Source organism: Streptomyces sp. AM8-1-1, from assembly GCF_032229325.1.
In the GTDB taxonomy this organism is placed as follows: Bacteria; Actinomycetota; Actinomycetes; order Streptomycetales; family Streptomycetaceae; genus Streptomyces; species Streptomyces achmelvichensis.
The window spans coordinates 8,413,629-8,438,279 of sequence record NZ_CP135086.1 but is presented as its reverse complement, the minus strand read 5'-3'; the positions used below and the strand labels follow the sequence as shown (position 1 = coordinate 8,438,279).

Here is a 24,651-nt window from a genome sequence, read left to right as displayed (position 1 = left end):
GGCGTGCGTCAGGCTGGCGGGTAGACGAGTGTGATTTCGCGGCTGAGTCCGGCTTCGTCAGCATCGGGGTAGAGGGACACTTCGCCATCGGACCAGCGGACGATGAAGTCGTCGGGGTGGTCGTTTTCGGTGTAGTCGCCGGCGGCGATGACGGTGGCGTGGGTCCAGAGGTCGTTGGGCTTCTTGACCTGGACTTCGCCGTGCAGGCCGGTTTGGTCGATGTCCTTGTAGATGGTGAGTTCGCCGTCCTTCCAGCGGACCATGAGGTCCCACTGGTCGTTTCCGGTGAAGTCTCCGGCGGCGATGCTGGTGGCGTGTTTCCAGACGCTGTTGCCTGCGGCGAGCTTCTTCTCGCCGTGGAAGCCGTCCTTGTTCATGTCGGTGTAGAGGGAGACTTCGCCGTCGGTCCAGCGCACCAGGAGGTCGTCGGTCCATTTGCTGCCGGTGGTGTAGCGGCCGGCGGTGATGGACACGGCGTGTTTCCACAGGGCGTTGGGTGGCTGGATCTGGTGTTCACCGTGGAAGCCCTGTTCATCGACGTCGGGGTAGAGAGTGAGTTCTCCGTCGGTCCAGCGGACCATGAGGTCGTCAGTGTCTTCGCCGGTGAAGTCGCCTGCGGCGATGCTCTCCGCGTGGCTCCATATACCTCCTGGGCCGGCGAGTCGTATCTCCTTGTCGAAGTTGTCCTCGTCTTCTCCGGCGCCTCTGTAGAGGGTGAGTTCGCCGTCCGACCAGCGCACGACGAGGTCGGAGTAGTCGAAGCCGCCCGCGTTGCTCTGTGTGAAGTAGCCGCCGGCCAGCACCTCGGCGTGCTGCCAAGTCGATGCGGATCCCAGGACGCCACGGCCGGCCGGGGGACGGTTGTTGACGGCGTCGTCGTAGAGCTTCTTGGCGTCTGCGTCGAGATAGGAGCTGTAGGAGACGTCGTCGACATTGCCGCCGGTGTGCCAGCCGCCGATGACCCCGATGAGTCCCCAGCCGTTCCCCTTCTTGACGAGGAACGGGCCGCCGGAGGCTCCGCCCGAGTAGGCCTTGCACTCGATACGGAGGAAGCTGCCGGGGATTTTGGCGTCGGTGCTGTTGTAGCGGACGGTCTTGTCGGTGCAGTCCAGTGGTCGCTGCAGCACGTTGGGGTAGCCGATGAGACGGACGGGCTTGTGCTCGTAGCCGGCGTTGATCTGGAGTTCTGCGGCGCCGACGACGTCCTGGATGTTCTTGCCGCCGCGGGGTTCCAGCTGCAGGAAGTTGAAGTCGAGGTCGGCCGCGGCATCAGGGCCCTGTGCCAGATAGCGGCTGTCGACGTAGATCCGGCCCGGCTTGACGGTGAAAGCCCCGAAGGGCTTCTTTCCATTGTCGTACTGCGGAACGAACGTCAGATTCTTGCGTGCGTCCTGGTCGTCGAAGCAGTGCCCGGCGCTCATGGCGAGATTCTTGCCTGGGCTACTGACGACCGTTCCTCCGCAGAATCGGCCCGTGTCGGTGCCGTCGCTGAAGAAGAAGGTCCCGACAATCGGAATGCCTTCGAACTGCTTGCTGGGTGATGCCGCTAATCCGCGTGGTGCAGGACCGCCGTTGCTCTTTCCGCCTTCTACCGGCTGCGCCGCGCGCATCCTCTCGGGCGTCCAGTAGGCGTCCGCGTCAGCAGGGGTGAATCCGCGGGCATCGTTGTCTCCCGCGGCCGGGACGGGTGTGGGCGGTGGTGCGGGTTCCGCATGGGCTTGCGGTAGCGGCAGCACCGCAAGCGCCAGTCCGCTCACGAGGACCGCGAGCGTTTTTCGTATGTGCACGTTGCTTCTCCGTGGTCAAAAGAGAGGCAGATCACTCTGTGTGGCGTGATCCCCCTTGAATGCGCCATGATCGTAAGATCATGCGTTACGTAAAGGGGGAAGCATGTTGAATAGGTGGCGTGTCAGCCACGTTCTGGCTTTAGCTGGCTCATTCTTGATCGTCGCTTCAGGGCCAGGGTGGGCAGACCAAGTGCCCTTCCCCGACAGTGGGGACGCCACGTTCGCCGGCTCGGTCAGCCCCGGCGGGTACGTCAGCGTCAGCGTGAAGGAACGGCCGGGAAACCCGCACCCGTCCGGCGTGACGGTGTCCAGCCCAGCGCTCGCGGAGGACAGCGTCCTCGGAGACACCGGTCGCGCCTGGGTCGGAGCAGCGCACGCTGTCGCCAAGGTCAAACCAGGCACGTACAAGGCCAAGTTCACCTTGACCTACCGCGATGTCCCATGCTGGAACGAAGAAGACAGGGACAGCGTCTGCGACTACGACTCCACCGTTGTGTGGAGCGAGTTGCACGTAGAAGCTCTCCAGGAGAGCAAGACGAGCAGATGGGGATTCAGCTACGGGGTCGCTCTGGGTGCCGGAGCCGCTGCAATAGCCGCAGCGGCAGTGCTGGCCGCTCGACGGCGAACCGCAAAGGGCAGTCGCCCCTCGTGACTCCATCTCCCCGTGAGACGCCGCATCACTGCCACCTGCTCCAAGTCGGAGTGCCGGTCCGCACCCCCCACGTGCGTCTCCCAGAGCACACCGTCGTCGACCGCCCCGGACCGGCGGGGCGCGAGGGCGCTTCGGCTGCTCGGGCGGCATCGGCTGCCGTGACGCTGGCGCAGTGATGCTGTGCACTACCCATGCCTGGGATCGTGATACGGCCGAGTCGTTCGGGAGGTCATGCGTGGCGGTGATGGCGTGGGCATCCGGCAGGTAGGGACGGAGTGTGGCTGCTGGTAGTTGGGGCCAGGGGTAATGACCAAGCCTTGCGGATGGTGTCTATCAGTGGGCGTGCGCTGTAGGGGGAGATGCCCAGCTCTTGCCGGGCATCGGCCAGCCGTTCCGGGTCTCCCTCCGGCCCGTGTGCGGCCGCCAGCTGGGTGCGGCGCTCGAGGCCTTCGGAGCTGAAGATGTCGAGCAGGGTGAGCGAGAAGTAGGCGTATGCGGAGGCCTCGTCGATGAGTTGGCGGGCGTCGCTGGTGAGTTCTCTGCTGGCTGCGGAGTCGTCACCGGGGTCGGCTTGTGTCCTCGCGGCGAGAGCGTAGAAGGCGAACTGGTCCAAAGCGTGCAGCATCTCGGCCTCGCTGCAGGGGCAGGGGTCGCGCAGATAGCCGCACAGAGTACGGAACGAGGCAAGGACGTCACTGGTCTCGTGGGTCCATTGCTGTTTGCTCAGCAGAGTCCGGAAGCCTCCGAACGTCTCAGCCACCTCCTCCAGAACAAGGTGGCGGGAGAGTTTGGTCAGCTCGTGGGACTGTGTCTTGTCCTGTATCTCGCGGATCTGCAGCCCATAGCGGAGCAGGTCACGGGTGATTCCCCCGGACAGGGCATGGGCGAGCATGACATAGGGGATTTTCAGAGACTGGGAGCGTTTCGCGAGGATCGCGCGCGATTCTTCGAGAGTGCTGGGCTGGACGTGGATGATGTCGTCCAGGGAGCTGTCGGTGACGTCCCGGTGTGGCAGGCCCCGGCGAACGAACGCAGCCCCGACGTCTTCGGCTACGGAGATGAGGTAGTAGACGTCGGGCACGCCCAGAATGGCCTTGATTTCGCTGAGGAAGGCCAGCGCCTGGGTGTCCGTGCCGAGGCGGTCGACCTCATCGATGGCGATCACTACGGTCTTGCCCTGTCTGGCTCTGTCCGTGGCGATGCACCTGAGCAGTTCGCGAAACTCGTCGACCAGTTCTGGGTAATTCGGCGGAACGGTGGAGACGGACGTGGTGTGGTTGGTGCCCAGGCTCAGGATCTGGGCGGCACCGCCGGTAGTGAACCCGTTGGTGGCTTGCTGGATTGTCTGGAGACGGTAGAGGTGGTTGCGGCACCGGGTGACCAGTTCTGGTTCCTCGGGCTGCGGGCTCCAGTCCCCCGCCTTCGACAGCAGGACTCCGGCAATGACGCCGGCGAGCCGCAGTGGATTCTCGGTGTCTGACAGGAGAGTGCGCGTCTGCGGGTTGTCGATGGCGTACAGCAGCAGGTACGTCCCGGCGGCCGCAGCCAAGGGGCGGAAGACGTTCTTCAGGGAGATGTGCCATCGTCCGAGAGGGAACTCGACGCCGGAGTCACGGGCAAGGCGCAGGAGCCCCCACACGAACAAGAGAAACAGCACGTATGCCCCGGCCCTGGCCAGCTCGTCCGGCTGAGTGTGCTGCATCCGCTGGGCCTGCTGACGGAGCTCGTCGTCGAAGAGCACCGAGGCAGCGGACAGCCAGACCAGGAGCAGACCAAGAGGCCGACTGCCGCTCACGCACATCCGCCCCAACAGGCGGAGCAGCCAGGCCGTGTGCCGCGTCCGCCACCAGACGACTCCAGCAGTCGTAACCATCACGCTGGCGAGGATCGCGTGACCCTGCCAAATGTCCACCACATCGTGGTGGATCGACTCGGCGAACGTGCGGACAGAGGCGGTGACGGACGCGGCGTACTGCGTATAGAGAACACGCACCGAAGCGGACAGGCCCAGCACCAAGAGGGCGGCGGCCGGGAGGGCAAAGGAGCTCCACCGTGCCAGTCGCTGGGCTCGGTGCTTCAATCGCCGCAGGACCCTGCGCGCCGGGGACAGCCGTGTGAACTCAGGCGGCTCGTAACCCTGGTCGCGCATGTACCTCTCACTCAGCTGCACCGACAACGACAGCAGGAAGTCGTGCGGAGTGTAGGTAGCCGGAGCCTGGACAATCACGCCGAAGCCGGCCTTCTTGACGCTCTGCTCCAAGAGTGTCGTCTTCCCCGCGCCCCGTGGGCCGCAGACGGCGATGGTGCCGTCCTCGATGTGCGAGAGTTTGCGCTCAAGCTGCCGCCTGGCCCCGTTCTCGACGATGTAGCCGGGTGCCCGCGGTGCGCGCAGGCCCCAGTCGTAGTCCTCGGGAACGAACAAGGAGTCTGGGTCATCGCCCAGCATGTGGCGGACCAGATCGGTAACGACCGGGCTTGTGCCCGCGTCCTGCAATTCCTCTCCCCAGCGAGCGGCGCACACTCCGACCTCGAAGCGTTGCACCAGCCAGGAGAAGCCAAGGCCGGCGGCAACCAAACAGTGTCCGAAGTTGAACCACACCGAGGATCCGCGCCAGAACAACGCAAACATCACCACGGCCATGGTCAGAGCCGCGGCAACGAGGGCGATCAGGCCGCCGAAGTAGAGAACGGCAATGGCTCCACCTGCGGTCAGGGAGCAGACCACCCGCCAGTTCCACTCGGTCCTGCTGGCGGCCCTCTCGTGGTTCTCAAAGAGTTCATCCAGCTTCTCTACCGCCTCGTCCAAGTCGGTAGATGGGCATCGGATGGTGGCGTAGCGGTGGTATCGGGGCGTACTCATTCGCTCAAAGACGGCCTCCCGGGTCACACCGTCCCGTTTTCCCAGCAGCCGCTGCGTCTCCGGATCGGCGAGCGCGGTCCGCACACACCGGCGATAGATCCCGATCTTGTCGCTTCCGCTCAGGAAGTCCTCTGCCTTAGCTCCCCACGGCTCCAGCCGGTCCTGTAACGGCAGCATCTGCTCGCCCTTCCCCCAAGTGCCAGAACCTGCGGATGCTAGCGCTCAGAAGCAGAGAGCCGGAGCGTGTCCTGCGAAGGTGGCGCAGTTTGCCCTGTCCGCTCTGATGCAGACAGCTGAGGCGCGAGGCGTGCCGGATTCCGTCACGTTGTGCGGTATACCGCGTCGTCGGTCAACGTGCTGGCTTGTTCGTCGGGTGTGTTGCAGCTGTGCCCGCTCATCGGCCTCCGCTGATAGGCGTGCTGTGCGGGCCTGCATGTGGACCGTCGGTGCACCGACCACGCGACGATGGTGGTGACGAGGGATGTAATGGCCGCGATCACACGCCGGTGATCGTATCCAGGCCCGTCGACGACCGAGTGAGATAGTCGTGGCTGGCCCAGTTCGCGAAGCTGAGCCGCCCCGCCCGGTGAAGGCGCCCGGGTAATGCCTCGCGGCTTGCAGTGTGCGCTGCGAACGGCCCAAAAGCAGGGTCCGCTGATGCCTACGGGTAGGACACCACGTCTCCAGAAATGATCTCAGAGTCGGTTACGGCGGAGCCTGTGGCGTGCCTTGAGCAGCGTGTCGAGGGTGCGGTGTGCGGCTGCTCGGCGGTCGGGGTGGCGGGACCAGATGGTGGGGAGAATGACTCCGGCGTACAGAAGCGCAAAGGCGATGATGCCCAGTGCGCCGGGGATGACCAAGACGGACGGTTCGATGCCCATGGGGTGCTCCTTGGAGGGTGTCGTCGTGGGAGAAGGCCTCTCTGTGCGGCCTGGCAACGACGATGTCTGTGCGAGGCGGTGTCCAGCAGCTATTCAGTGGCAGGTTGCGCGCAACCTGCCCAACAACAATGGTCTGAGGTCGTAGAGTTCGCGGGTGTCCAAGTGTGGTGTCTGGGCAGGACAGGGGGTGGGACAGCGCAGTGAGTGCACGGAGCGAGGAAGCCTTCTTCGCTGCTATGCAGCGGCTCGGCGCCATCCATGGCGAGCACCTCGCGCGGCGTGTCAGTCTGCGGGCCTTGTCACGGGGCGCTGGGGGGCCTGTGGCGACGACGATCGGGGCGTGGCTGGATGGCAGCCGCTTCCCCCAGCAGGTCGACGCTCTGGTCAAGGTGGTGGAGCAGTTGCGTGCTGCGGCTGCTGCCGAAGGTTTCGAGCCGGCGGCATCCGAAGCGCATGTGCTCGACCCCCTGTGGTGGCGTGATCAGCACTCGGCGGTGGCGCGGCACAGGGCCGACACGGTGCGGGCCGGCGTGCAGCGGGCTCAGGCCGAAGCCGCACTCGGCGAGCATCGCATCGCCACGGCCGTGGGGCGTGCCATCGACCAGCTGGACCCATTCGACCTGGAGGTCCACCACAGTGTTGACGCGACGCCGGGGCAGTGGTTCCAGGGCAGCCGCACCCTGCGCTACGACGACTACGACCCGATTGTGGGCGCCGCCAGGTCGAAGGGTCTCTCCTCGCTGCCCGCCCTTACTCCGTACATTCCGCGGGCCCACGACGAGGATCTGCGTGGGCTGGTTCTCCGGGGCGTGACTGGGCACAGCGGGATGGCGATGCTGGTGGGCAGTTCGTCGTGCGGAAAGACCCGAGCGTGTTGGGAAGCAGTTCAACTGCTCGGTGAGGGTTGGCGGTTGTGGCATCCCTTTGATCCCACCCGGCCGGAGTCCGCATTGGCTGACATCCAGAAGGTCGGCCCGCGCACCGTTGTCTGGCTGAATGAGGCGCAGCACTACCTGTTGCCGTCGACCGGTGCCCTGGGCGAGCGTGTGGCCGCTGGCCTGCGGGCGCTGCTGCAGGATCAAGCCCGTCGGCCTGTCCTGGTGCTGGGCACGATCTGGCCCGAGTACTGGGACACGCTCACCGCGCTGCCCAAGCCACAGTCTCCGGACGCCCATGAGCAGGCCAGGAAGTTGCTCGCGGGTACGAACATCTCGGTGCCGTCGACGTTCTCAAAAGCCGACATGGTCACCCTCCGCAGGGACAGTGCTCGCGATCCCCGCCTGCTCTATGCCGCCCAGAGGGCCGCCGACGGCCAAGTCACTCAGTATCTGGCCGGAGCGCCGTCGTTGCTGGAGCGCTACCGCAACGCCCCTCCCCCTGCACGAGCAGTACTGGAAGCAGCCATGGACGCACGGCGGCTCGGCGCCGGCCTCGCGCTACCCCACCCCCTGCTCGTGGCTGCCGCGCCGGGATACCTCACTGATCAAGAGTGGGATCAGGCCAGCGACGACTGGTTCGAAGAAGCACTGGCCTACGCGTCCCAGCCGTGTCACGGGGCCCGGGGAGCACTGACCCGGATCAGACCTCGTCCTGGTCAGGCGGCTGTCGACCCCCCGCACTACCGCCTGGCGGACTACCTGGAGCAGCACGGCCGCGAAACCCGGTATCGCAAGCCCGTTCCCCAAGCGTTGTGGGAGGCGGCGTTCCAACACGCCCACCCCGAGGACCTGTTCGCCCTGGGCCGCTCCGCACGCGCCCTCGGCCAGCCCGCAGATCACTTGCGGTTCGCCTTGAAGGCAGCTGAGATCGGGGACCACGCCGCTGCGTGGGAAGCCGCGGAGATCCTCCACAGTGCAGGCCGGCTCACGGATGCGCTCACCATGTACCAGCGCGCGGCAGAGGGCAGCGCCTACGCGACAGCCCGCAGAAGGGCCGCTGGACTGCTGAAGCAACTCGGGCGCTTGGACGAGGCCGTGCAGGAGTATCAGGCGGCGGCGGCCCAAGGCCACCTTCCCTCGGTATCGACCGTTGTCGACCTCATGCTCCGCCAGGACCAATCCGGTGCAGCCGCCGTCTGGGTGAAGCAACTCGCGGAGCAGACGGACCTCGACCTTCTGGACACCGCGATTACCCTGCTCCAGCACACCGGCCAGGACGCCGGCATCATCCCGTGGATGCGCGGCCTCGCCGAACAGCACCGTCCAGGCGCTCTGGGTCGTGCAGTCGACCTGATGCAGCAGGACGATCAGGTCGAAGAGGCAGTGACCTGGCTCATGTTCTTGGCGAACCATGAATACCTGGGAGCCGAGCTGCTCGTGGCGGACGTCCTGGAAGAGACCGGACGCGTCGAAGAAGCCACCGAGTGGTACCAACGAGCGGCCGATTCCGGCTATCCCAGCGCCCGCAGTGCGCTAGCCCGTCTGTCGCTGCCCCGGTCCGCTCCGGGCGAGATGCACCCTGGCTAACTGGAGCTTAGGCCCGGCAGCTCCCAGCCCACGCCTGTTGACCCGCGCTTAGGGGCTGCTGGTCGTCGCTTCCCTCCGAGGGCCAGGCGCACGACACCCTCGTGCTGCGGTCGTGAGCGTGATTGACCACGAGTCCGACCCGTGACGCGTCACGGTTCCGGCTCCGCCAGCACGCGCGCCCAGACCATTTTCCCTGAGCGCTGCGGCGGCGAGCAGCCCCAGGAGGAGCTGATGGCTTCGACGATGCGCAGTCCGCGGCCCGATTCGCTGAGGTGCCCTGGCTGCTGAGGTTCGGGTGCGCAGGGGCTCGGATCCGCCACGGCGCATATGACCGCCTGCTGCCTGCGGACCAGCCCCAGCCAGGCGGTGGCGGCATGGCCGTCGCGGTCCTCGAGTTCGAGGGCATGTCTGGCGGCGTTGGCAATCAGCTCGCCAACCACGATGACCGCGTCGTCGGCGCAGGAGGAGAGCCCCCATTCCTCCAAGATATTTCGGGCGAATAGGCGGGCATGGTGCAGTCCGGCCGAGTCTGCGCTGAAGCGGTGGGCGCTGAACTCGGCGGCACTGATGCCCAGCAGAAGTCCCCAGTCGCCCTCTCCGGAAATATCCGGCATCGCTCCTGCCGAGGCTGCCGGTTCAACCGGATCCGAAACGTCGTTCACATTCTTTGCGTGACACGCTGCAGTCGTGGGTTGTGTCGGCACTACTCATCTCCCCGCAGCCGCCCGGATCGGCAGCCATAAGAATGCCTGGCCCGGGCCAGTATCGTCGCTCCACGCCCGTGGATGCAATTGCTTCTGAAATTGCATCCACACGGTGAAGGGAGAACGTATGCGCGCGCGGTAGCTTTCCAGCCACTCACCGGCAGGAAGGGCTTCGGGCGCGTTGGCGAAAGAAGCATGGCAATGCAGCCGGCCGTCAGCGAGGTTTCGGTGAACACGCTTCAGGAGGGCCAGAATCAAGAGCGAGCCGGCGCCGTGGGACTGAGTTCGCTGCCCTGTCGGGCGGGTGGGCAACGCAACTCGCTGAGCTCCGAGGGCCGTTGGAGGAGGCTGCGGCTGCCGGTCAGCGAATGGGCACTGGGGGGCGTATTCGAGAAGTGCCGCTCCGGCCCGGGCGGCCGGCTGGGTAGTTGACTTTCCCGCAGAAGTGGCAGCTGCCCCTACGGTTCACGCTGGACCGTGTCCCATCGATGGGGCGGGAAAGCGGTGTTCTGTGCTTGTCCATCCGGCCCCTCACCGCCGTGTCAACACGGCACGCCGACTACGTGTTACCCATCGTAGGGAGGACCGGTGTCTTGGGCCATTGCCCAGTGTGGACGGGGGATGGAGCAGTAACCTGAAAGGTTTGGTTAACGTCACAGGAGTCCCGTGGCTGCCGGGATCGGCGAGTGCTCCGGATGCCCGGACATCGTGCGGTGGGCCATGCGCAGTTGGCTGGTCACGACCGACTCCTCCACTCCCAGAAGATCTGCGGTCTGCTCGTTACTGAGGCACAGGCGATGCCGCAGGATGACAACGTCTGCTTGCAGCGCTGGAAGGATGCGGTAGGCGACGCTGGAGAGGCTGGTCGCGGCCTGGCCGCGTGCGGCCTGCGCGATGACTGAACCGAGGATGGCCCACGCTTCGGCCGCGGGACAGGGGCTGGCCAGCAGGTCTGCCCAGTTGACGGCCACGCTTCCCAGCGTGGTTTCGACCAGTTCCCGGCTGAGGCCCGGATCTGCCACGCGGACACGGGTGTAGCGCAGGTAGCGGTCCTGGTAGTGCATGCAGAACCCGATGTAGTCCGCCGGCAGGGCGACGGTGAGGCCACTGGTCAGGGTGGGCGGCGAGATGGCGCAGTGGGGCAGCGGCAGGGATACGGGCTTATGCGGCGGGGACGGCCGGTGGGCCATCGCAATGCTCCTGAATCGTGGACGGGGCCATCTCATGACCGCTCGCCGGGGTTCTGGTCTTCGCGTGCCGCTCCGCTCTTGTCGCCCGCGCCGAACGGCGGCGGCAGCGGAGGGTCGCCCTCAACCGGGTCGAGGAAAACGAGGAACGCGTAGTGAACGGACTCCCACAGCGGGCGGATATCGGTGGGGGTCCCGCCGACCGCCTGGACGAACGACACCGTGGTCCTCCAGTCCGGGACCGTGCGGCCCGCCAGGATGTCCTTAATGATGGGCATGCTGAGCGTGCCGCCGCTGACCTGGTGGATGCGCGTGGGCGATGGTGAAGCAGCCGCCAAGTACAGTCCGCGCAGCGCGGCATTGAGGCGTGCGGCCGCATCGGGCAGCGGTTGGCGGGCCGGCGGAGTCATGCCATGAGCGTTCTCCCAGAGCATGGCCAATTCGCCCGAGTCACCCTCGAAGAGAGAGGCGAGCATCTCCACCACGGACCAGTTCGGCAGACGTTCACCAGACATGATCCGGGACACGTACGACGGTGACAGGTCGGTCGATTGGGCCACCTGCCTGATGGTCAGGCCGCTGTTGCGGTGCAGATGAGACAGCGCTGCGGCCAGCTTGCTGGCGGAGCGCTCCCCCGGCGGCACGCCGCCCTGCCCGTCGGTGCGGGGCGGGGCAGTCGCTGTGGCGGGGTCACGTTGTCGCAGCGCCAGCTGCTCGCCGGCGCGCCTCTCGAGTCTGCGCCGTACCGTCTTCTCCGCCCAGCGCGATCGCGCCGTCCCCGCACTTACGGAAGCGGCTGCCGCGACCTTCTCCCAGGTGGTCCCTTTCCTGCGTGCGTCCTGGACCGCGGCACAGATGTAGTAGTCCACTTCCCGTGTCAGTTCGTCGGCGTGGCGCAGCAGTGCCTCGAGATCTTGCTCGCCGTACTCGGAGGCCAGGAGAGTCTGTGCGAGAGCCTGTACGGATTCGGCGATGTTCCGTGCGAGTGGCAGCGGATTCACGGGGGTCGGTGGGGTGTTGGAGTTGCGTTCACGCTGGGCCCGGCGGCGGCACTGGAGGGTGCAGTACTCCTGCTTTCGTCCCGGCTTGCCAGTCCGTTCGAAACGCTGCCTGCAGTAGCAGCACTTGCCATACTGAGGGCCGCTGTTCGGCATTGCTTCCTCCAAGGCGGCATGCTGGACGTTTCTCTCCGGGCGACCGCAGACCTTCATCGCTCCCCGGCGATGAGCAGGGCCGGATTCCGGATTCGCGGCGGTCAGTGCTTCTTACCGTGGCGGCCGGCGGCCGGGGTGCGGCCGCCGGCCGCCACGGAGTCCTCAGCTGACCTGAAGTCGCAGGTAGCGGAGATGGGAGCGCCGCGCGGCGGCACATGCCAGGGCAAGGACGACGGCGCCGTCGGGGGTCTGCCAATCCCCGGTGATGAGCACGATAGGCAGAACGAGCAGCGCGAGGAACGCGCTGAGCTGCACCGTGCCAGCCCAGGCACTCACGAGGCGGGTTTGGGCATCCAGAACGTGCGGAATGTTAGCGTCGTAGCTCGCTTCCGGCTTCTGAAGCCAGCCGGGAACGGCAGGAAGACTGATCACTGAGGGACCTCTGTTCTCTTGCTGGTTGGTCAACGCATATGAGAGGCCCCGGAGTTGGTTGGTAGCCCGCCCGGGGTCTTCTCGTGCCCATGGACGCTAGCGGCTCGCCGCGTTCCTCCGCCATCCGCTTCAGTTCATTAAGCAAATCTTGCGCCTTCGAGAAGACGAATGCGACCGCCGCTGCACACGCGCCATGTTTCGCATGCAATCGCTGCACACTCGTCGCCTACACAAAAGCGATCCCAAACGATCGAATCAGTTCTGAGATACGTCACATTCAGCCCTCTGTCCGGTACACGGCATCGAGTTCAAGACACCGAGAGGTAATCGCGCGCGCCACTGTCCGCATTCCACCCCCTAGGCAACACATGCCGCCCAGGCCCGCAGATCGGGTATGCTCCCGCGCCGCTCCCCCGCCACCGGCGCACGCCTCGACCTGCCATGCACATGCAAATGCGCCCATCCGCAGAACCGGAGTGTGGAGCCGGCCGAGCCAGCCGGTGGGTCGTTCAAGGGCCGAGCGGTCGCGGTGACTGGCCGTTGATTCTTGTGGCGAGGCGGGATGACGCATCCGCTGAATGTTTGGGGTGGGCTGCGCAGGAGTCGGCACGCATGAAGTCTGCTGTCGATTTCGAGGATGTTCCCGGCGCCGGATGGACAGGGGTCACGGGCGTCCAGGCCCGCGAGCTGGTGGCCAGCATCCGAACCTATGGGCCCAGGCGGGCAGTTCACGCAGGAGCCAATGGGGCGTAGCGGTGTGCGATGCGCCTGGCGCGCCTTAGCCGGTCACGACGGCCGCAGCGCGACGTACCCGCGGCGTGGAGCGGGTGAGCGGCGTGGGTGTGGATCCCGGTCAGCGTTCCGGGCGGCGCGCGGGTGGGCGGGGTCCTGGTTCTTCTGCAGTGGCAGGGATGGCCTGGAGTCTTCCGCTGAGGCGGCAGCTGTAGGCGTACTTGGCATTTTCTGAATTTCTGTCAAATGGCATTGCAGCAGGAATATTTGAGGCTAATCTTTTGAGGTCTGATCCGAGGTGATAGATCGTGATTGGTATTCGTCCGGCGGAGCCGGCCATGCTGGTGCTGGCCCGTGAGTCGAGGTCGATGACTCAGGCCGAAGTGGCTCAAGCCATGACGAAGAGCGGTAGCGACGCCGTGTCGCAGGGGTATGTCAGCCGTGCGGAGAGCGGGCGGCTGGCTGTCTCCGGAGAGCGGTTGCACCTGTATGCGGCAGCGCTGGGTTATCCGACTGAGTTGCTGCTGCTGAATCCGCAGGTTCACGGAGTCGGTATCGGCCTGGTGCACCACCGTAAGCGCGCATCGCTCACGGCCACTGCACTGCGCCGTCAGCACGCTCAGCTCGCTTTGACCCGCATTCAGCTGGACGGGATCATGGGTGGCCGATATCCGCCTGCCGCAGGTCGGGCGAGTGTTCCCTCGCTGAGCGTGGATGCTTTCACCTCAGCCAAGGATGCGGCTCGGGAGGTACGTACGGCGTGGAGGATGCAGTCCGGGCCGGTATCGGACGTGACCTCGGTGGTGGAGGCGGCGGGGGTTCTGGTCGTTTCCCGCGACCTGGGCAGTCGGCGGCTGGACGCGGTGAGTCAATGGGACGGCGTTCAGGCGCCGTTGCTTCTGGTCAACGACCAGGCTCCAGGGGATCGTTACCGGTTCTCCCTCGCCCATGAGCTCGGCCATCTGGTGCTGCACCGTGCTCCTGGCGACAGCGCCGCGCAGGAGCGGGAGGCCGATGACTTCGCCTCGGAGTTCCTCATGCCCGCCCGCGATATCCACTCCGTGTTCACCGGTCGCATCGACCTATCGGTGCTCGCCGAACTGAAGGGGCGCTGGCGGGTTTCGATGGCTGCGCTGCTGCGTAGGGCGCACAGCCTGAGTGCGGTGAGCGACTGGCAGTACCGCAGTCTGATGGTGGAGATGTCCGCTCTCGGGTATCGCACGGCCGAGCCAGTCGAGGTGCCGCGCGAACAGCCGCAGCGGGTCGCGCAAAGCGTCCGGGAAGCACTTGAGCGCGGGACGAGTCTGGAGCGTCTGGCGTCCTGCGCCTGTCTGTTGCCCGAGGACTTTCAGCAGCTCTACACCCCCGCACGGGACCGCGGTGGTGAGTCCGCTTCGAAGGTGAGGCCATGACCGAGTCGCTCTTCCCGCAGCAGCGGGATCCCGCAGATCCCCCCGACCCGCCCGCTGTCGTGCCCGCCCAGACGCCGGTTACGGTGCCGCAGTTGCTGCGCGGGCGGCTGCTGTTGCAGTCCGGTGTGGGGCGGGTCGGCTATGTACGCCAGCAGCTGGACCCCGTGCGCAGCGGCTTGGTGGTCAGTGGGCCAGGAGCGGTGACGAAGGTCCGTCGGCTGCGGCAGGACGGGTTCAGCGGCCCATTGCTGGCCGACGCGGCGGTGTACACGACCGTGGCCGCGAGTGAGAGCGATCCTTTTCCTGATGTGTCTTCTGGACAGCTGACGTTCGGTGATCCGCTGCTGACGTCGATCGAGGCGCAGGTGGAGCATCCGTACGCGGCCACAGCAGCGATGACACCGACCGGATATTTGCAGGCGGAGGATTCAGGTGCCTTGAAGGCTGCGGTCCGCAGGGTGATCGCGCTGGATGATCCTCGGGTCATCTTCGCCGTACCGGTCGATGTCCGCTGGCTGAGGGATGATGCCATCGGGCAGTTGATCGCCTGGCTGCAGCTCGCGCCGGGCATCAAGGCGGTGATGCTCGGCGGCCAGATGGACCCTCTGACCTCGTTTGCGAAGGCGGTCGCCAATCTGAAGCGGCTGCTGGCCGAGGTACCCGGAACGGCGTTGCTGCGGGCCGACCTGGCGGCGTTCGGTGCTCTGGCGCACGGGGCGGTGTTCACGGCGTTCGGGGCCACCAGCAGCGTGCGGCACATCGTTCCGCCCGGACAGCCGGCGAAGCGGTCCAAGGGCGGGCCCAACTCGCCGCACGTGCTGTTTCCCGAGCTGATGGACTTTTTCCTCGGCGAGACGCTTGCCAAGAAGCTCGGTGGTGGCCAGGCGCCGCTTTGCCGGTGCGCTGCCTGTCATGAGCTGGGAGGACTCCCGCTGGACACCTTCGTTGACAACCACTGGCAGGTCGAGGCGGGCGCCCACAATGCGGCCGTACTGATGGAATGGCTGCGCGTTATTGACGCCGTCGAGGCCACGGAACGCGCCAACTGGTGGCAGGAGCGGTGTCGGCGGGCAGTGGACAGCTATGCGCTTTGGAACGCGGCTGTCGACCAGCACGACGCCTTCAAGGTGCCCAAGCAGCTCGATTGCTGGGCCAAGGCTCCGTCCGGCGCCACGGAGGCGGCCGACCGGCAATCGCCGCGCGTCGAGCGTACGGAGCCGCGCAACCCCTAGGCCAGCTGCTGGTGTATCTCCTCGGTGAAGCACCATGCCGCTGGTGTGTGCCGCTGCGGCCGATAGAGGCGTGGTTCCAAGGCCATCACGGTTCCCTCGGTGCCGGTGCGGACCAGCACGCCGACACCGTAGAACGCGGCTTCCATCAGCAGATCCTCCCGTGCTGCGGGGAAGGCGTCCAGGAAGAGTGCACGGCGGCAGAAGGGGGCGAAGCGGCTCGCGCGGCGCAGTCCGTCGCGCCAGCCGGCGGTGGCGGCCCGTACGACGGCCAGGTCGACGGCAAGGGGGCGCACGGCGCGTCGGACGACCTGGCTGCGGTCAAGGTCGGCAGCGCCGACGGGGAGGCGGCGGATGCCGGCCTGCAGCCGCTGGGGAAGCGTGGTGCGCTCCACGGGCAGGCCGACCGGAAGCTCCAGGAGGGTCTGCAGCACACCGATGTTGTCCAGCCGGCCCGCTGAGGTGCTCATGCGGCGGGCGCATTCACGGTCGTCGGGCCGATAGAAGATGAGGGCCTGGCTGCCCATGCGCTCCAGCGAGACGCTGCGGGCGGTGGAATCCAGAAGTGCCGCCGAGGCCGCCCGTACAGAGGTGCCCACTGACGGGCTTGCCAACGTCGCCATGCCCACCACCCTGCCTCATCCTGATGCGGCCGCAATCAGCGGCCCCGACTATCCCACCCGCCCAGGCGGTACGACACCAGCCAAACGTCCAAGATGACGCCCAAACGGCCACTGCCGTGCTACGGAGGTGCGCGCAACGATCTCGGGCGCTTCCTCGCAAGGAGGCTCAGGAGTCACTCAGCGGGGTTCGCTGCAGACTGGCAACAACATAACTCTTCGTCTGCAGCCGAACATGCCCCCTACTCTGAGCGGGATATGACGGAGCAGCCCCTATGGCCTGCAGTCAGGACCGTGTGGAGGCAGGCCCTAGATGATGACCGACTACAACGTCAGCGACCACTGGTCTGCTGACGATCCCGACTGGTTGAAGTCCCTCGTCTCGTCACTCGACCGCCACCACGGTGTCAGCACCATTCTGCCGCTTACCGTGATCGCGGAGGAGGTCCTGGAGTGGCTGGAGCTTGCCAGCGGCGTCGATGCCTGGAAGAACGGCGCCAACCGAAGGTCGCTGAGGCTTGACCTCGACGAGTCCATTGGCGCGCTCGGTGCATTGCTTCGAGTACACATCGCGCCATCACTCGCGAAGTTCCAAGCCGCCTTCTCGCGGCTCGACCGCAGCCCCGCGGCGGTCTTGAAGCAACCACCAGGAACCCGTACGGGCGCCGTCTGGGCCGAGGTCACCACGGCCGCAAAGGATCTCCTCGAAGCGCTAGACGCGGACGTAGCCGTCCGCGCCAGCTGGGATGACCTCGTAGACGCAGCACAGGACCGCACACTGGAAGGCCGGGAGTACCGCCCGATCGCTGATCTGCTCTTCGACCAGCTGCGCAGACGCGGCCTCAGTGCGGAGCGGATCTTCCGCGATCTCGTCTCGGTGATCGCATACGGTCGCGATCCTCACGACGTTCACGTCGGCCAGAAGAACGTACCGCTGAAGGAGCGGATCGCGAGAGCCCGGGCTCACGTCAGCACTCCCGCCAAAGTCGAACCGATCGTGGTGTGGCTCGGCTACCTGGGCGGCCAGGCTTTCCCGCATCTCTCCGCTGGGCGAGTGTCCTTCATGAATGCCTACTGGGCGGTACCCAACGCCGGGCCCGGGGGACAGAACTTCGAGCACAGAGCAGAGCTTTGGGAGCTGGTGAGGCATGGTGGCCTGTTCCAGGTCGCCAAGCTGGTCGACGAGGAGTCGGATGTGGACTTCCTGGTCCGCGTCGACCTCGGCAGAACCACGGCAGCCGGCGCGTTGAACCGTGCCGTTCGTATGGTGAATACGATCCTTAACGTCTCGATCCACAACTCTGGTGGGGTCCGCCCGCACCTTGCCCAGCACGGGCTCCTGCGCTCCGGTCAGGTCGGCTCTTCCAGTCTCATGATCTCCGGGCATGCGACGGGCTTCCCCGACGATCATTACGGCGCGGGCATCACCGCAAGAGCGATCGAGGAACACGGGCCGCGCATCGCCTCAGCATTGGCCAATGGAGAGCTTCCGCGTTTCCTCGCGGCCGCACTCGAAGTGCAGACCACCGCCGACCACCCCTTCAGCCGTGCCATGGCGCTGCGTAAGCCTTCCGAAGCCGACATCAGCAGCGTGATCCCCCTCGCGGACCGCGTAGTGCAACACATCGCGGCGCACGCGGCGCTCGCCCCAAAGGATTTGTTTGATCTCCTGAGCAGGCGCTGGCCACATGCTCGGTGGCTGGTCGACGTGCGGCGAGCCGTTCAGATGTGCCTCCTCGGTGGTGGATCTCGGAGCGAGCTGCGCGACGAGCTGACCCGCGAGTGGCTCGCGAACAAGCCGCCGCGCCCATGGATTCTGTTCGTCACTGACCGCTCTGACGATCTACTCTCGCTCTGCCGCATCGAGTCCGAGCGGGCGTGGATCAAGCGGATGTTCGCAAGTGTGAGCGACTACAACGAGTACCGCGCCCTGATTGAGTACTACGCCGCCGAAGGTGCCGTGTTGGAGGCCAGACGTGGTCGTGTCCGGAATGCCTTGGTACACGGCAACCCCGCCGGCTTCGCAATAGTTGAGTCCGTGCGCGAGTACGCCAAGTTCCTGAGCGGCAGGGCACTCAACCTCGGTCTCGAGTCCTACGCCGAGGGCACAACGCCCGCCGTCGCGCTCACGAAGCGGACTGATGAGTTCATCGCGATGCAGGCAGGTCAGGACGCGGCCAGCTACTGGCGGGATCAACTCAGGGCCAGAGCTGCAACAAGTGCGGTCTCGTTGTAGGCAGGGTCTTCGGCTCAGCAAAGACAGAGCCTGCTCAGTGGCCGCCTGTCGATGAGTTTGGCGAGGCGAGCGAGGGAAGCCCGGCGTGGCCTCGCGCGCGCCCGGCAGAGGAGTGCTTGCACAGCAGCGTCTGAAGCGTCGCGGCCAACCAGCTACCTCAGCGTTTCCCGGACCAGGCCCGGTGCCGCTTCTTGCAGGTCGTCAAGAAGCTCACGGAACAAAGCCGATCGTGGCCTGCTTGGTAGAGGAAACCAGGTCGCGCACGCTCAGCCGCACCGCAAGGTCGTACCTCATTGAGGGTGGGGGGCTTGCCGGGGTTAGTGACATGGGAGCAGTCCTGTTCCTTTCCACAGCGAAAAGGCAGCGCCGCCGACCCGTGGTCCCATCTCCGGTCTGATCGCCACGATGACTGACCGGGCCTGCCCGACCCCACCACCGATGGGCAACGTTCTCGGTGCTGTTCATCTCAGGCAGCAGCCGGGCCGGTGGTTGCGATAAGCCGAATCGGGGCCGGCGGGGGTATAGAAGCGCCGCGCCAACTCCTTGTCTGTCGTCGAGGCGGTAGGCGAGTCGAGCAGTCGACTGGCAACGACACATGCAAGGCGGACCTCGCGATGCAGTCGGTCAGACACGGGCAGTGCCTGGTCTCCAGACAGCCAGTCGCTGAATCTCTCATGCGCAGCTTGGCGGGACATGCCCAGTGCGAGACCAACGTCCTCCCAAGTAGCCTCCCGGCGACGTGCTTCGTATACGAGGCTCTCCTGATCGTTGGCAGCTCGGTACTGGAGCTGCGATATCGCGACCACGGAGGCCAGAGCGGTGCGCTGCTGGGGCGACCAGTCATCCCACGTCTGCTGCCACTCCGCTTGGCCGTCGGCCGCTCTTCTGCGCAAGGCGGCCATTCTGCGCTCCTGATCGTTCTGCGCACTTCGCTCACGGGCGACGAGGTCGAAGATGTTGGGGACGCGGATGTCGGCGACCTGCTGCATGTGCTCCGCGGCGAGGATGCCGATAATCTCGTCGAGGCCGTTCTTGAAGGGGCCGCCGGTCCAGGGAGCGAGCGCGGCCTCGCCGACTTCGATCGTCTTCCACCGCTTTTCCACGGCTTGCCGGGTGGTGACCCGGCCATCGCGTTGGAGACTGCGGTCACCGGCGCCAGACTCCAGGACAGGCAGGATCCTCTCCCAGGGGATGCCCAGTCTTCGCGCACGATGTGTGTACTGGTCGAGGCGGAGCTGGAGGAGCAGTTGCAGCCCGTGAACCGCTCTAAGGGTGGCGGTCACCGTGCGGAGCTTGGGCCGTAGCGCCAGCGCGCGGGCCCTGTCCGTGGTGGGCTTTGTGCGGCGCGTGTTAAGCCTCGTCAGATCGTCGAGGATGCACACAGGCTCCCGTGCGGGGTCGTGCCAGTGCGCCAGTTGGCTGTCCCGCAGCATGCTCAGAAGTCGACGCACCAGCCAGAACTCGCCGACGTCACCCCAGGACCACCACGGTGTGACCGGTGAAAGCCAATCCCACTCCCAATCATGTTCGTTGAGGTCGTCCAAGAGTGTGCGCGTCATGTCAGGTTAGGTTGCCAAGCTCCCTCTGACGTGTAAATCCCCTGGTAGGGAGGGTTCCTGGTGACGTGTCAGGTGGAGTGTCAAGGGCGACGGCGTGCGGCTTCACGCTGGAAGAGTCCAGTGCAGATCCGGAAGACCCGGAACATCTGCTCACCCACTCTTGGTCGGATGGAGCCCTTTGATGCCTCGCAAGAACAAGGAAGACCGCAAGAAGCAGCCGGACCGCCGCACCTTCACCACGGCACCCGCTCCGCTCTCCGTCCCTGGGACTACCGACAGCGGATGGCGACGCAAGGACATTTCCGTGTGGGTCCCGCCGATTCCCCGGCTGACAAGTATGGGAGCGCTGGGCGGGGGTGGCCTGATGACCTTCGCCATCGCCGACGGCACAATGGATCCCCGCCTGGTCTGGCCCGCCGTCGTCGCAACCGGGATGACCATGGCCTACGACATCACGCGCCGGATGCTCGACCGCAACAGGCTTCGCTAGCCGCAACCGGTTTCCAGAGTCGCCCAAGAGATACAACAAGGTATAAACACGCAGCAGGACACGTCGGCGCCGGCAGAAAGATCTTTCCGCCGGCGCCGACGTCTGCTCGAGGATCGGTTCGCAGGGCAGTCAGCTTCGCGGCCGGGCTGCGCCCGGTTGCGAGGCGTTTCTGCCCCTCGGGCATGGGCAGGACCGACAGTGCGGTATCTGCAATGTTCCGCAGCGTCTCCGGGTCCAGGCCGGCCTTGCCTACCGCCTCGATACCGCGGACCACCGTCAGCAGCAGTGCCGCCAACCGCTCCGGATCTGCAGCGCTATCGATGTCGCCGTGGCGCTGGGCGGCGCTGATCTCTGTCCGCAGCAGGGTCAGCAGTGCCGTCATGGTCTCGGCCGACCGTCCGGCGACCGTCGGATCGTGCTGGGCCAGTTCCGCCGCGCCCTTGGCCAACAGGCACCCGCGGCGCTCGGTGTCGGAGGCGGTGTTCGCCGCCATCAGGTGCACGTATCCCGACAGCCGGGCCAAAGCCTCTGCGTCGGGGCCACCTGTCAGCCGCCCTTCGGCCACCTCAACGACTGCGGTGCACCAGTCGCCAAACACACGGTGGAACAGCTTGCCCTTGTCGCCGAATGCGCCGTACAGGCTGCCCTTGCCCAGGCCGGTCGCCTGGGCGATGTCGTCCATCCGGGTTCCTGCATAGCCGGTCGCCCAGAACTGTTCCCGGGCCCGCTCCAGGACTTGGCGTTCGTCGAATGCGCGTGGTCTCGGCATGGTCTCAGCCTAGCCATTCTTGACTCGATCGTCCATTACTGCCTACGTTATGGACGATCCATTCCACAACTTAAGGGGCTCGACATGCCAGGCGTGCTGCAGGAGAAGGTGGCCGTGATCACCGGAGGGACCAGCGGGATCGGGCTGGCCATCGCCCACCGCTTCGTCCGGGAGGGCGCACGGGTCTTCGTGACCGGCCGGGACATCGACCGCCTCGACGCGGCAGTCAACAAGTTGGGCCCTGCGGCCACCGGCGTACGATCCGACGTCTCGGTCCCGCCGACCTGGACGCGCTCTACGCGCGAGTCCGCGAGGAGGCCGGGCGCATCGACGTGCTGGTGGCCAACGCGGGTATCGTCGCGGACGCCGCGCTCGGCGCCCACACCGAGGCGAACGTCGACCTGACGCTCGCCGTCAACGTCAAGGGCCCACTATTCACCGTTCAGAAGGCGCTTCCGCTGCTGGCGGAGAACGCCTCCATCCTGGTCGTCGGCTCGAGCAACAGCGTGCGGCCCAATGAGCAACTCGAGGTCTACAGCGCCTCGAAGGCGGCGGTGAGCAACCTCGTGCACAACTGGGCCCGGCAGTCGCGGGAGCGCCGATTCCGGGTCAACGTGCTCAGCCCGGGACCGACGCGGACCCTGGCCTGCTGGGCGCCGCGGGCCGGACGTCGACCAGTTCGCCGAGGCCGTCGTGCCACTGGGGCGGCTGGCCGACGCCGAGGAAATCGCCGAGGCCGCCCTCTTCCTGGCTTCGGATGCCTCGTCGTTCGTCACCGGCGCCGAACTCTTCGCCGACGGCGGCTACACCCGGGCCTGAAACCACGGCCGGTGGTGCGCATCCGGTTCCTCGCAGCGATGGGGCGCACTCCCGGCCGCGCGTGTGCGTCGTACGAGGCGGCACCGGGGGCAACGAGATCGTGGCCGCCGCCTCTTTGAATGACGTCGGCCGCCACCCCGACTGCCGGTGGGGCAACACCAACCTCCCCTGGATGCTCATCCATCTCGCCGAGGTAACCGGAAGGCACGCGGGGCACGCGGACATCGTGAGCACCGCCGAGCGGTCTACTTCCGCCGGCGGCGGTGTAGCGGGTGGCGGCCTTGATGCCGAGGCCGAACAGCTCGCAGATCAGCAGGGCATCGCCGCCGGCGGCCTGTACCTCGTCGACGATGCGGTCGCTGCGCAGCACGTGGGCGGAGTCCGGGTACTGCCGGTACAGCCAAGAACGGGACACCGGTGTGGTGGACAGTGCAGAGCGCTGGGTGATGAAGAGGTGGGGGTTGGCGGTGCCGGGCCAGCGGTGGCTGCGATGGGCGAGGTAGGCGGCCAGCCGTACGCGGACCGGTTCGGCGAGCGGGACGGTGCGTTGGGGCAGGCGCAAAGGCCCTGTCTGTGCCGCGAGAGCCTGGTCGAGGGTCAAGTGGCGGATTTCGCCGGAACGCAGGGCGTGGAAGACGAGCAGGGCGGTGACGGCGGCCCGGGCCGGTTCGGGTGAGGCGAGGGACTGGCGGATCGGGGCGAGATCGGCCGGCACGGGGATCGTGTACGCGGGGAGCCGCCGCGCAGCTTCATGGCCGGGTTGCGGTCCAGGACGCCGTGCGCGTGCAGGACCGTGAAGACGATCCGCACAGCGGAGACGGTCTGGCACAGCTCAGTACCCGTCAGGCGGGCTGCGCCGAGGCGTGCGCGGAGCTGAAGGGGGTGATGTCGGCGAGGTCGTGGACGCCGGCGGCGGCGAGAGGGGCAAGGACCGTCATGGCGTGGCGCAGTTGGTGGCGCACCGTGTCTGTGGTGCGTGGCCGGCTGCGTGAAGGCTTGAGGCGCAGGGACATCCAGGTGGCGAGCTGGGCGGTCATCGGCTCGGGCAGGCCGTCGGTGATGCGGGTGAAGAAGGATTCGATGGCCGGGGTGCGGTCGTCCTCGGCGAAGCTGTGGGCGGTGAGGAACTCGTGCAGCAGACGGCCGGGCAGGCGGAATGGGGCGAGCTGCTCGATCCACGTCGCCGGGATGGGGGCGCCAGCGGTGGTCTGCACCGCCAGCAGCATGCGCAGACCCGAACGGGCCCGCCCCAGGGTGGCCGTGGACCAGCCATGGGACGCGGCCCAGTCGGTCAACTGCCGGCCGAGCCACGCGGACAAGGCCGGGTCCCGCGGACCGCCGGAAACGGGGCCGCCGCCGCGGCGCGCAGGGCGGCAGCCACGTCGCGCGGCGGCGAGGGAAAGAGAGTGAGCTGGCGGTGCACCGCCGGCGCCACCACCGCGACAGCAGCGTGACGGCCCGGCAGCCGACCTGCCCGGCCGCGACGGCGTTCCTGCGGGCCGCCGCCCGCAAAGGACAACTGAATCCAACCGCTGTGAAGAGCCTGGGCATAGGACACGGTCCTGTCACCCGTAGCGCGGCGCAGCCGGGCACGCTGCAGCCAGCACAGCCGGCACACCGCATCAAGGTTGACCGTAACCGTGCGCCGGCACCACCGGCACGGCCCACCCGGCCCCGTGTCGCGGAACCTCTTACTCCAGCTCCGACATCCCCAGCACCGCCACCCCGATCGACGACTGGTGCCCCACGCGAAGCAGTCCGGACAGGCATCGCGCCGCTCGGGCGAAAAGGGATGACAGGCGGTACACAGGCCCTGGTGAAAGAAGAAGCCGGTCCTGCCGCACACCGTGCACGGCGGCGGAACATGCGGCCCCCGGGCAGACACACGAAACAGACATCGACCCGCGGCACCCGATACGCCACCGGCCGCACCCCACACCCCGCACACACCGCAGGCGGCCGCCCGCCCCTCGCCACCTCTTCGACAGCGATCACCCCGCCGCCGCTGCCGGCAGGCGCAGACCTGCCTGAACCACCCAATGCCTCAGCCCTGCCCGTGCGGTGAGACTGCATCAACTTCCCTCCTCGTCCACAGCCACCCGCCCACAGGGCAGAAAGACGCAACCACGGCACCCCGCAACGCCGGCCGCTCCAGGGCTCCCCGCAGCGCCGGAATAGCGCCGGTAATTCGGGCGCCTCGCAACGCAGGTACTCCGGGGCCGCGCAGCGCCGGCTGCTCCGGGCGCCGCACGAGCAGGCTCCTCCCTCCACCGCGACGTTCTTCTCCCCACCAGGGGCGTGGCGTTCAGTGGCGACAGGGCCGGCGGCGGGCGCCGTGTGTGGCTCATACCGGCGGCAGCGACGGCCGTACAGACCTCGTCGCCCCGTCCCCCGATCCGGCTCCCTCGATGGCCCACGGCGGGGCCGGCGCCGGGACGATCGGGGCCGTGTCACCCGCCGCCCCGGCAGGCTGCGCGGCACTAGCGTCCGGTGGCGGGGGATCCAGGACCGGAGCCCCGCCGCGTCGCATCCCAGCACCCGGCACAGCACCTCCACGTCGTCCAGCCGCACCGACACCGGCGTACCCGACCACAGCGCCGACATCTTCCCCGCACTGACGTGCAGCCCCGCCGCAGCCAGCAGCCGGCGCATCTCGACCGCCT

At 66.8% G+C, this 24,651-nt stretch carries 17 protein-coding genes and 3 pseudogenes; 8 read left to right on the top strand and 12 right to left on the bottom strand.

What is annotated here, in order from left to right; all coding sequences use genetic code 11:
• Nucleotides 1-8: 8 nt before the first annotated feature.
• Entirely contained in the window at nt 9-1,787 is a 1,779-nt protein-coding gene (locus RPQ07_RS37560) for a trypsin-like serine peptidase (RefSeq protein WP_313941893.1), read from the bottom strand.
• A 190-nt stretch (nt 1,788-1,977) separates the two neighbouring features.
• On the opposite strand from RPQ07_RS37560, the gene RPQ07_RS37555 reads away from it, so the two are divergent.
• Nucleotides 1,978-2,439, top strand: a complete 462-nt coding sequence (locus RPQ07_RS37555) for a hypothetical protein (RefSeq protein WP_313941894.1) — start codon at nt 1,978-1,980, stop codon at nt 2,437-2,439.
• 229 nt (nt 2,440-2,668) lie between these two features.
• Here RPQ07_RS37555 and RPQ07_RS37550 read toward each other — a convergent pair whose 3' ends face one another.
• Both RPQ07_RS37550 and RPQ07_RS37545 read right to left on the bottom strand, forming a co-directional pair.
• A complete protein-coding gene (locus RPQ07_RS37550; protein WP_313941895.1) occupies nt 2,669-5,476 on the bottom strand; it encodes a hypothetical protein in 2,808 nt (935 codons plus the stop codon).
• A 518-nt stretch (nt 5,477-5,994) separates the two neighbouring features.
• Nucleotides 5,995-6,180: a hypothetical protein gene (locus RPQ07_RS37545; RefSeq protein ID WP_313941896.1), complete on the bottom strand. Its 186-nt coding sequence runs from the start codon at nt 6,178-6,180 to the stop codon at nt 5,995-5,997.
• Nucleotides 6,181-6,500: 320 nt separating this feature from the next.
• Between RPQ07_RS37545 and RPQ07_RS37540 the strand changes: the two genes are divergently transcribed.
• Nucleotides 6,501-8,645, top strand: a complete 2,145-nt coding sequence (locus RPQ07_RS37540) for a tetratricopeptide repeat protein (protein WP_313941897.1) — start codon at nt 6,501-6,503, stop codon at nt 8,643-8,645.
• Nucleotides 8,646-8,794: 149 nt separating this feature from the next.
• Here RPQ07_RS37540 and RPQ07_RS37535 read toward each other — a convergent pair whose 3' ends face one another.
• From RPQ07_RS37535 to RPQ07_RS37520, 4 genes are all read right to left on the bottom strand, one after another.
• The gene (locus RPQ07_RS37535; protein WP_313941898.1) at nt 8,795-9,307 is read right to left on the bottom strand and encodes an ATP-binding protein; all 513 of its coding nucleotides are present in this window, start codon (nt 9,305-9,307) and stop codon (nt 8,795-8,797) included.
• Nucleotides 9,308-10,002: 695 nt separating this feature from the next.
• Complete coding sequence (locus tag RPQ07_RS37530) at nt 10,003-10,539, bottom strand: hypothetical protein (protein ID WP_313941899.1); 537 nt, start codon at nt 10,537-10,539, stop codon at nt 10,003-10,005.
• Between the two features lie 32 nt (nt 10,540-10,571).
• The gene (locus RPQ07_RS37525) at nt 10,572-11,537 is read right to left on the bottom strand and encodes a helix-turn-helix transcriptional regulator (RefSeq protein WP_313941900.1); all 966 of its coding nucleotides are present in this window, start codon (nt 11,535-11,537) and stop codon (nt 10,572-10,574) included.
• A 315-nt stretch (nt 11,538-11,852) separates the two neighbouring features.
• A complete protein-coding gene (locus RPQ07_RS37520) occupies nt 11,853-12,122 on the bottom strand; it encodes a hypothetical protein (RefSeq protein WP_313941901.1) in 270 nt (89 codons plus the stop codon).
• 1,040 nt (nt 12,123-13,162) lie between these two features.
• Between RPQ07_RS37520 and RPQ07_RS37515 the strand changes: the two genes are divergently transcribed.
• Nucleotides 13,163-14,266, top strand: coding sequence for an ImmA/IrrE family metallo-endopeptidase (locus RPQ07_RS37515; protein WP_313941902.1), 1,104 nt, complete (start codon nt 13,163-13,165; stop codon nt 14,264-14,266).
• Complete coding sequence (locus tag RPQ07_RS37510; RefSeq protein WP_313941903.1) at nt 14,263-15,498, top strand: hypothetical protein; 1,236 nt, start codon at nt 14,263-14,265, stop codon at nt 15,496-15,498. Before RPQ07_RS37515 ends, RPQ07_RS37510 begins: the two co-directional genes overlap by 4 nt.
• Here RPQ07_RS37510 and RPQ07_RS37505 read toward each other — a convergent pair.
• Nucleotides 15,495-16,118 carry a hypothetical protein gene (locus RPQ07_RS37505; RefSeq protein WP_313941904.1) on the bottom strand — a complete coding sequence of 208 codons (624 nt, stop codon included), beginning with the start codon at nt 16,116-16,118 and terminating at the stop codon, nt 15,495-15,497. The two genes, RPQ07_RS37510 and RPQ07_RS37505, sit on opposite strands and share 4 nt — an antisense overlap.
• 310 nt (nt 16,119-16,428) lie before the next feature.
• Here RPQ07_RS37505 and RPQ07_RS37500 point away from each other — a divergent pair, with 310 nt between their 5' ends.
• Complete coding sequence (locus tag RPQ07_RS37500; RefSeq protein ID WP_313941905.1) at nt 16,429-18,351, top strand: hypothetical protein; 1,923 nt, start codon at nt 16,429-16,431, stop codon at nt 18,349-18,351.
• A 461-nt stretch (nt 18,352-18,812) separates the two neighbouring features.
• Here the strand turns inward: RPQ07_RS37500 and RPQ07_RS37495 are convergent, their stop codons facing one another.
• Nucleotides 18,813-19,910 carry a hypothetical protein gene (locus tag RPQ07_RS37495; RefSeq protein ID WP_313941906.1) on the bottom strand — a complete coding sequence of 366 codons (1,098 nt, stop codon included), beginning with the start codon at nt 19,908-19,910 and terminating at the stop codon, nt 18,813-18,815.
• Between the two features lie 181 nt (nt 19,911-20,091).
• On the opposite strand from RPQ07_RS37495, the gene RPQ07_RS37490 reads away from it, so the two are divergent.
• Nucleotides 20,092-20,400 (top strand): hypothetical protein, encoded by a 309-nt coding sequence (locus RPQ07_RS37490; protein WP_313941907.1) that lies wholly within the window; start codon nt 20,092-20,094, stop codon nt 20,398-20,400.
• A 178-nt stretch (nt 20,401-20,578) separates the two neighbouring features.
• Here RPQ07_RS37490 and RPQ07_RS37485 read toward each other — a convergent pair.
• Nucleotides 20,579-21,169: pseudogene (locus RPQ07_RS37485) on the bottom strand (TetR/AcrR family transcriptional regulator); the annotation flags it as partial.
• 84 nt (nt 21,170-21,253) lie between these two features.
• On the opposite strand from RPQ07_RS37485, the pseudogene RPQ07_RS37480 reads away from it, so the two are divergent.
• Together RPQ07_RS37480 and RPQ07_RS37475 are read left to right on the top strand one after the other, a co-directional pair.
• Nucleotides 21,254-21,988, top strand: a pseudogene (locus tag RPQ07_RS37480) (SDR family NAD(P)-dependent oxidoreductase).
• A complete protein-coding gene (locus RPQ07_RS37475) occupies nt 21,927-22,664 on the top strand; it encodes a DUF664 domain-containing protein (RefSeq protein WP_313948725.1) in 738 nt (245 codons plus the stop codon). Before RPQ07_RS37480 ends, RPQ07_RS37475 begins: the two are co-directional and overlap by 62 nt.
• A gap of 166 nt (nt 22,665-22,830) precedes the next feature.
• Here the strand turns inward: RPQ07_RS37475 and RPQ07_RS37470 are convergent, their stop codons facing one another.
• Together RPQ07_RS37470 and RPQ07_RS37465 are read right to left on the bottom strand one after the other, a co-directional pair.
• Nucleotides 22,831-23,307, bottom strand: a complete 477-nt coding sequence (locus RPQ07_RS37470) for a hypothetical protein (protein ID WP_313948724.1) — start codon at nt 23,305-23,307, stop codon at nt 22,831-22,833.
• Between the two features lie 1,252 nt (nt 23,308-24,559).
• Nucleotides 24,560-24,640 (bottom strand): annotated as a pseudogene (locus RPQ07_RS37465) (XRE family transcriptional regulator); the annotation flags it as partial.
• Nucleotides 24,641-24,651: the final 11 nt, after the last annotated feature.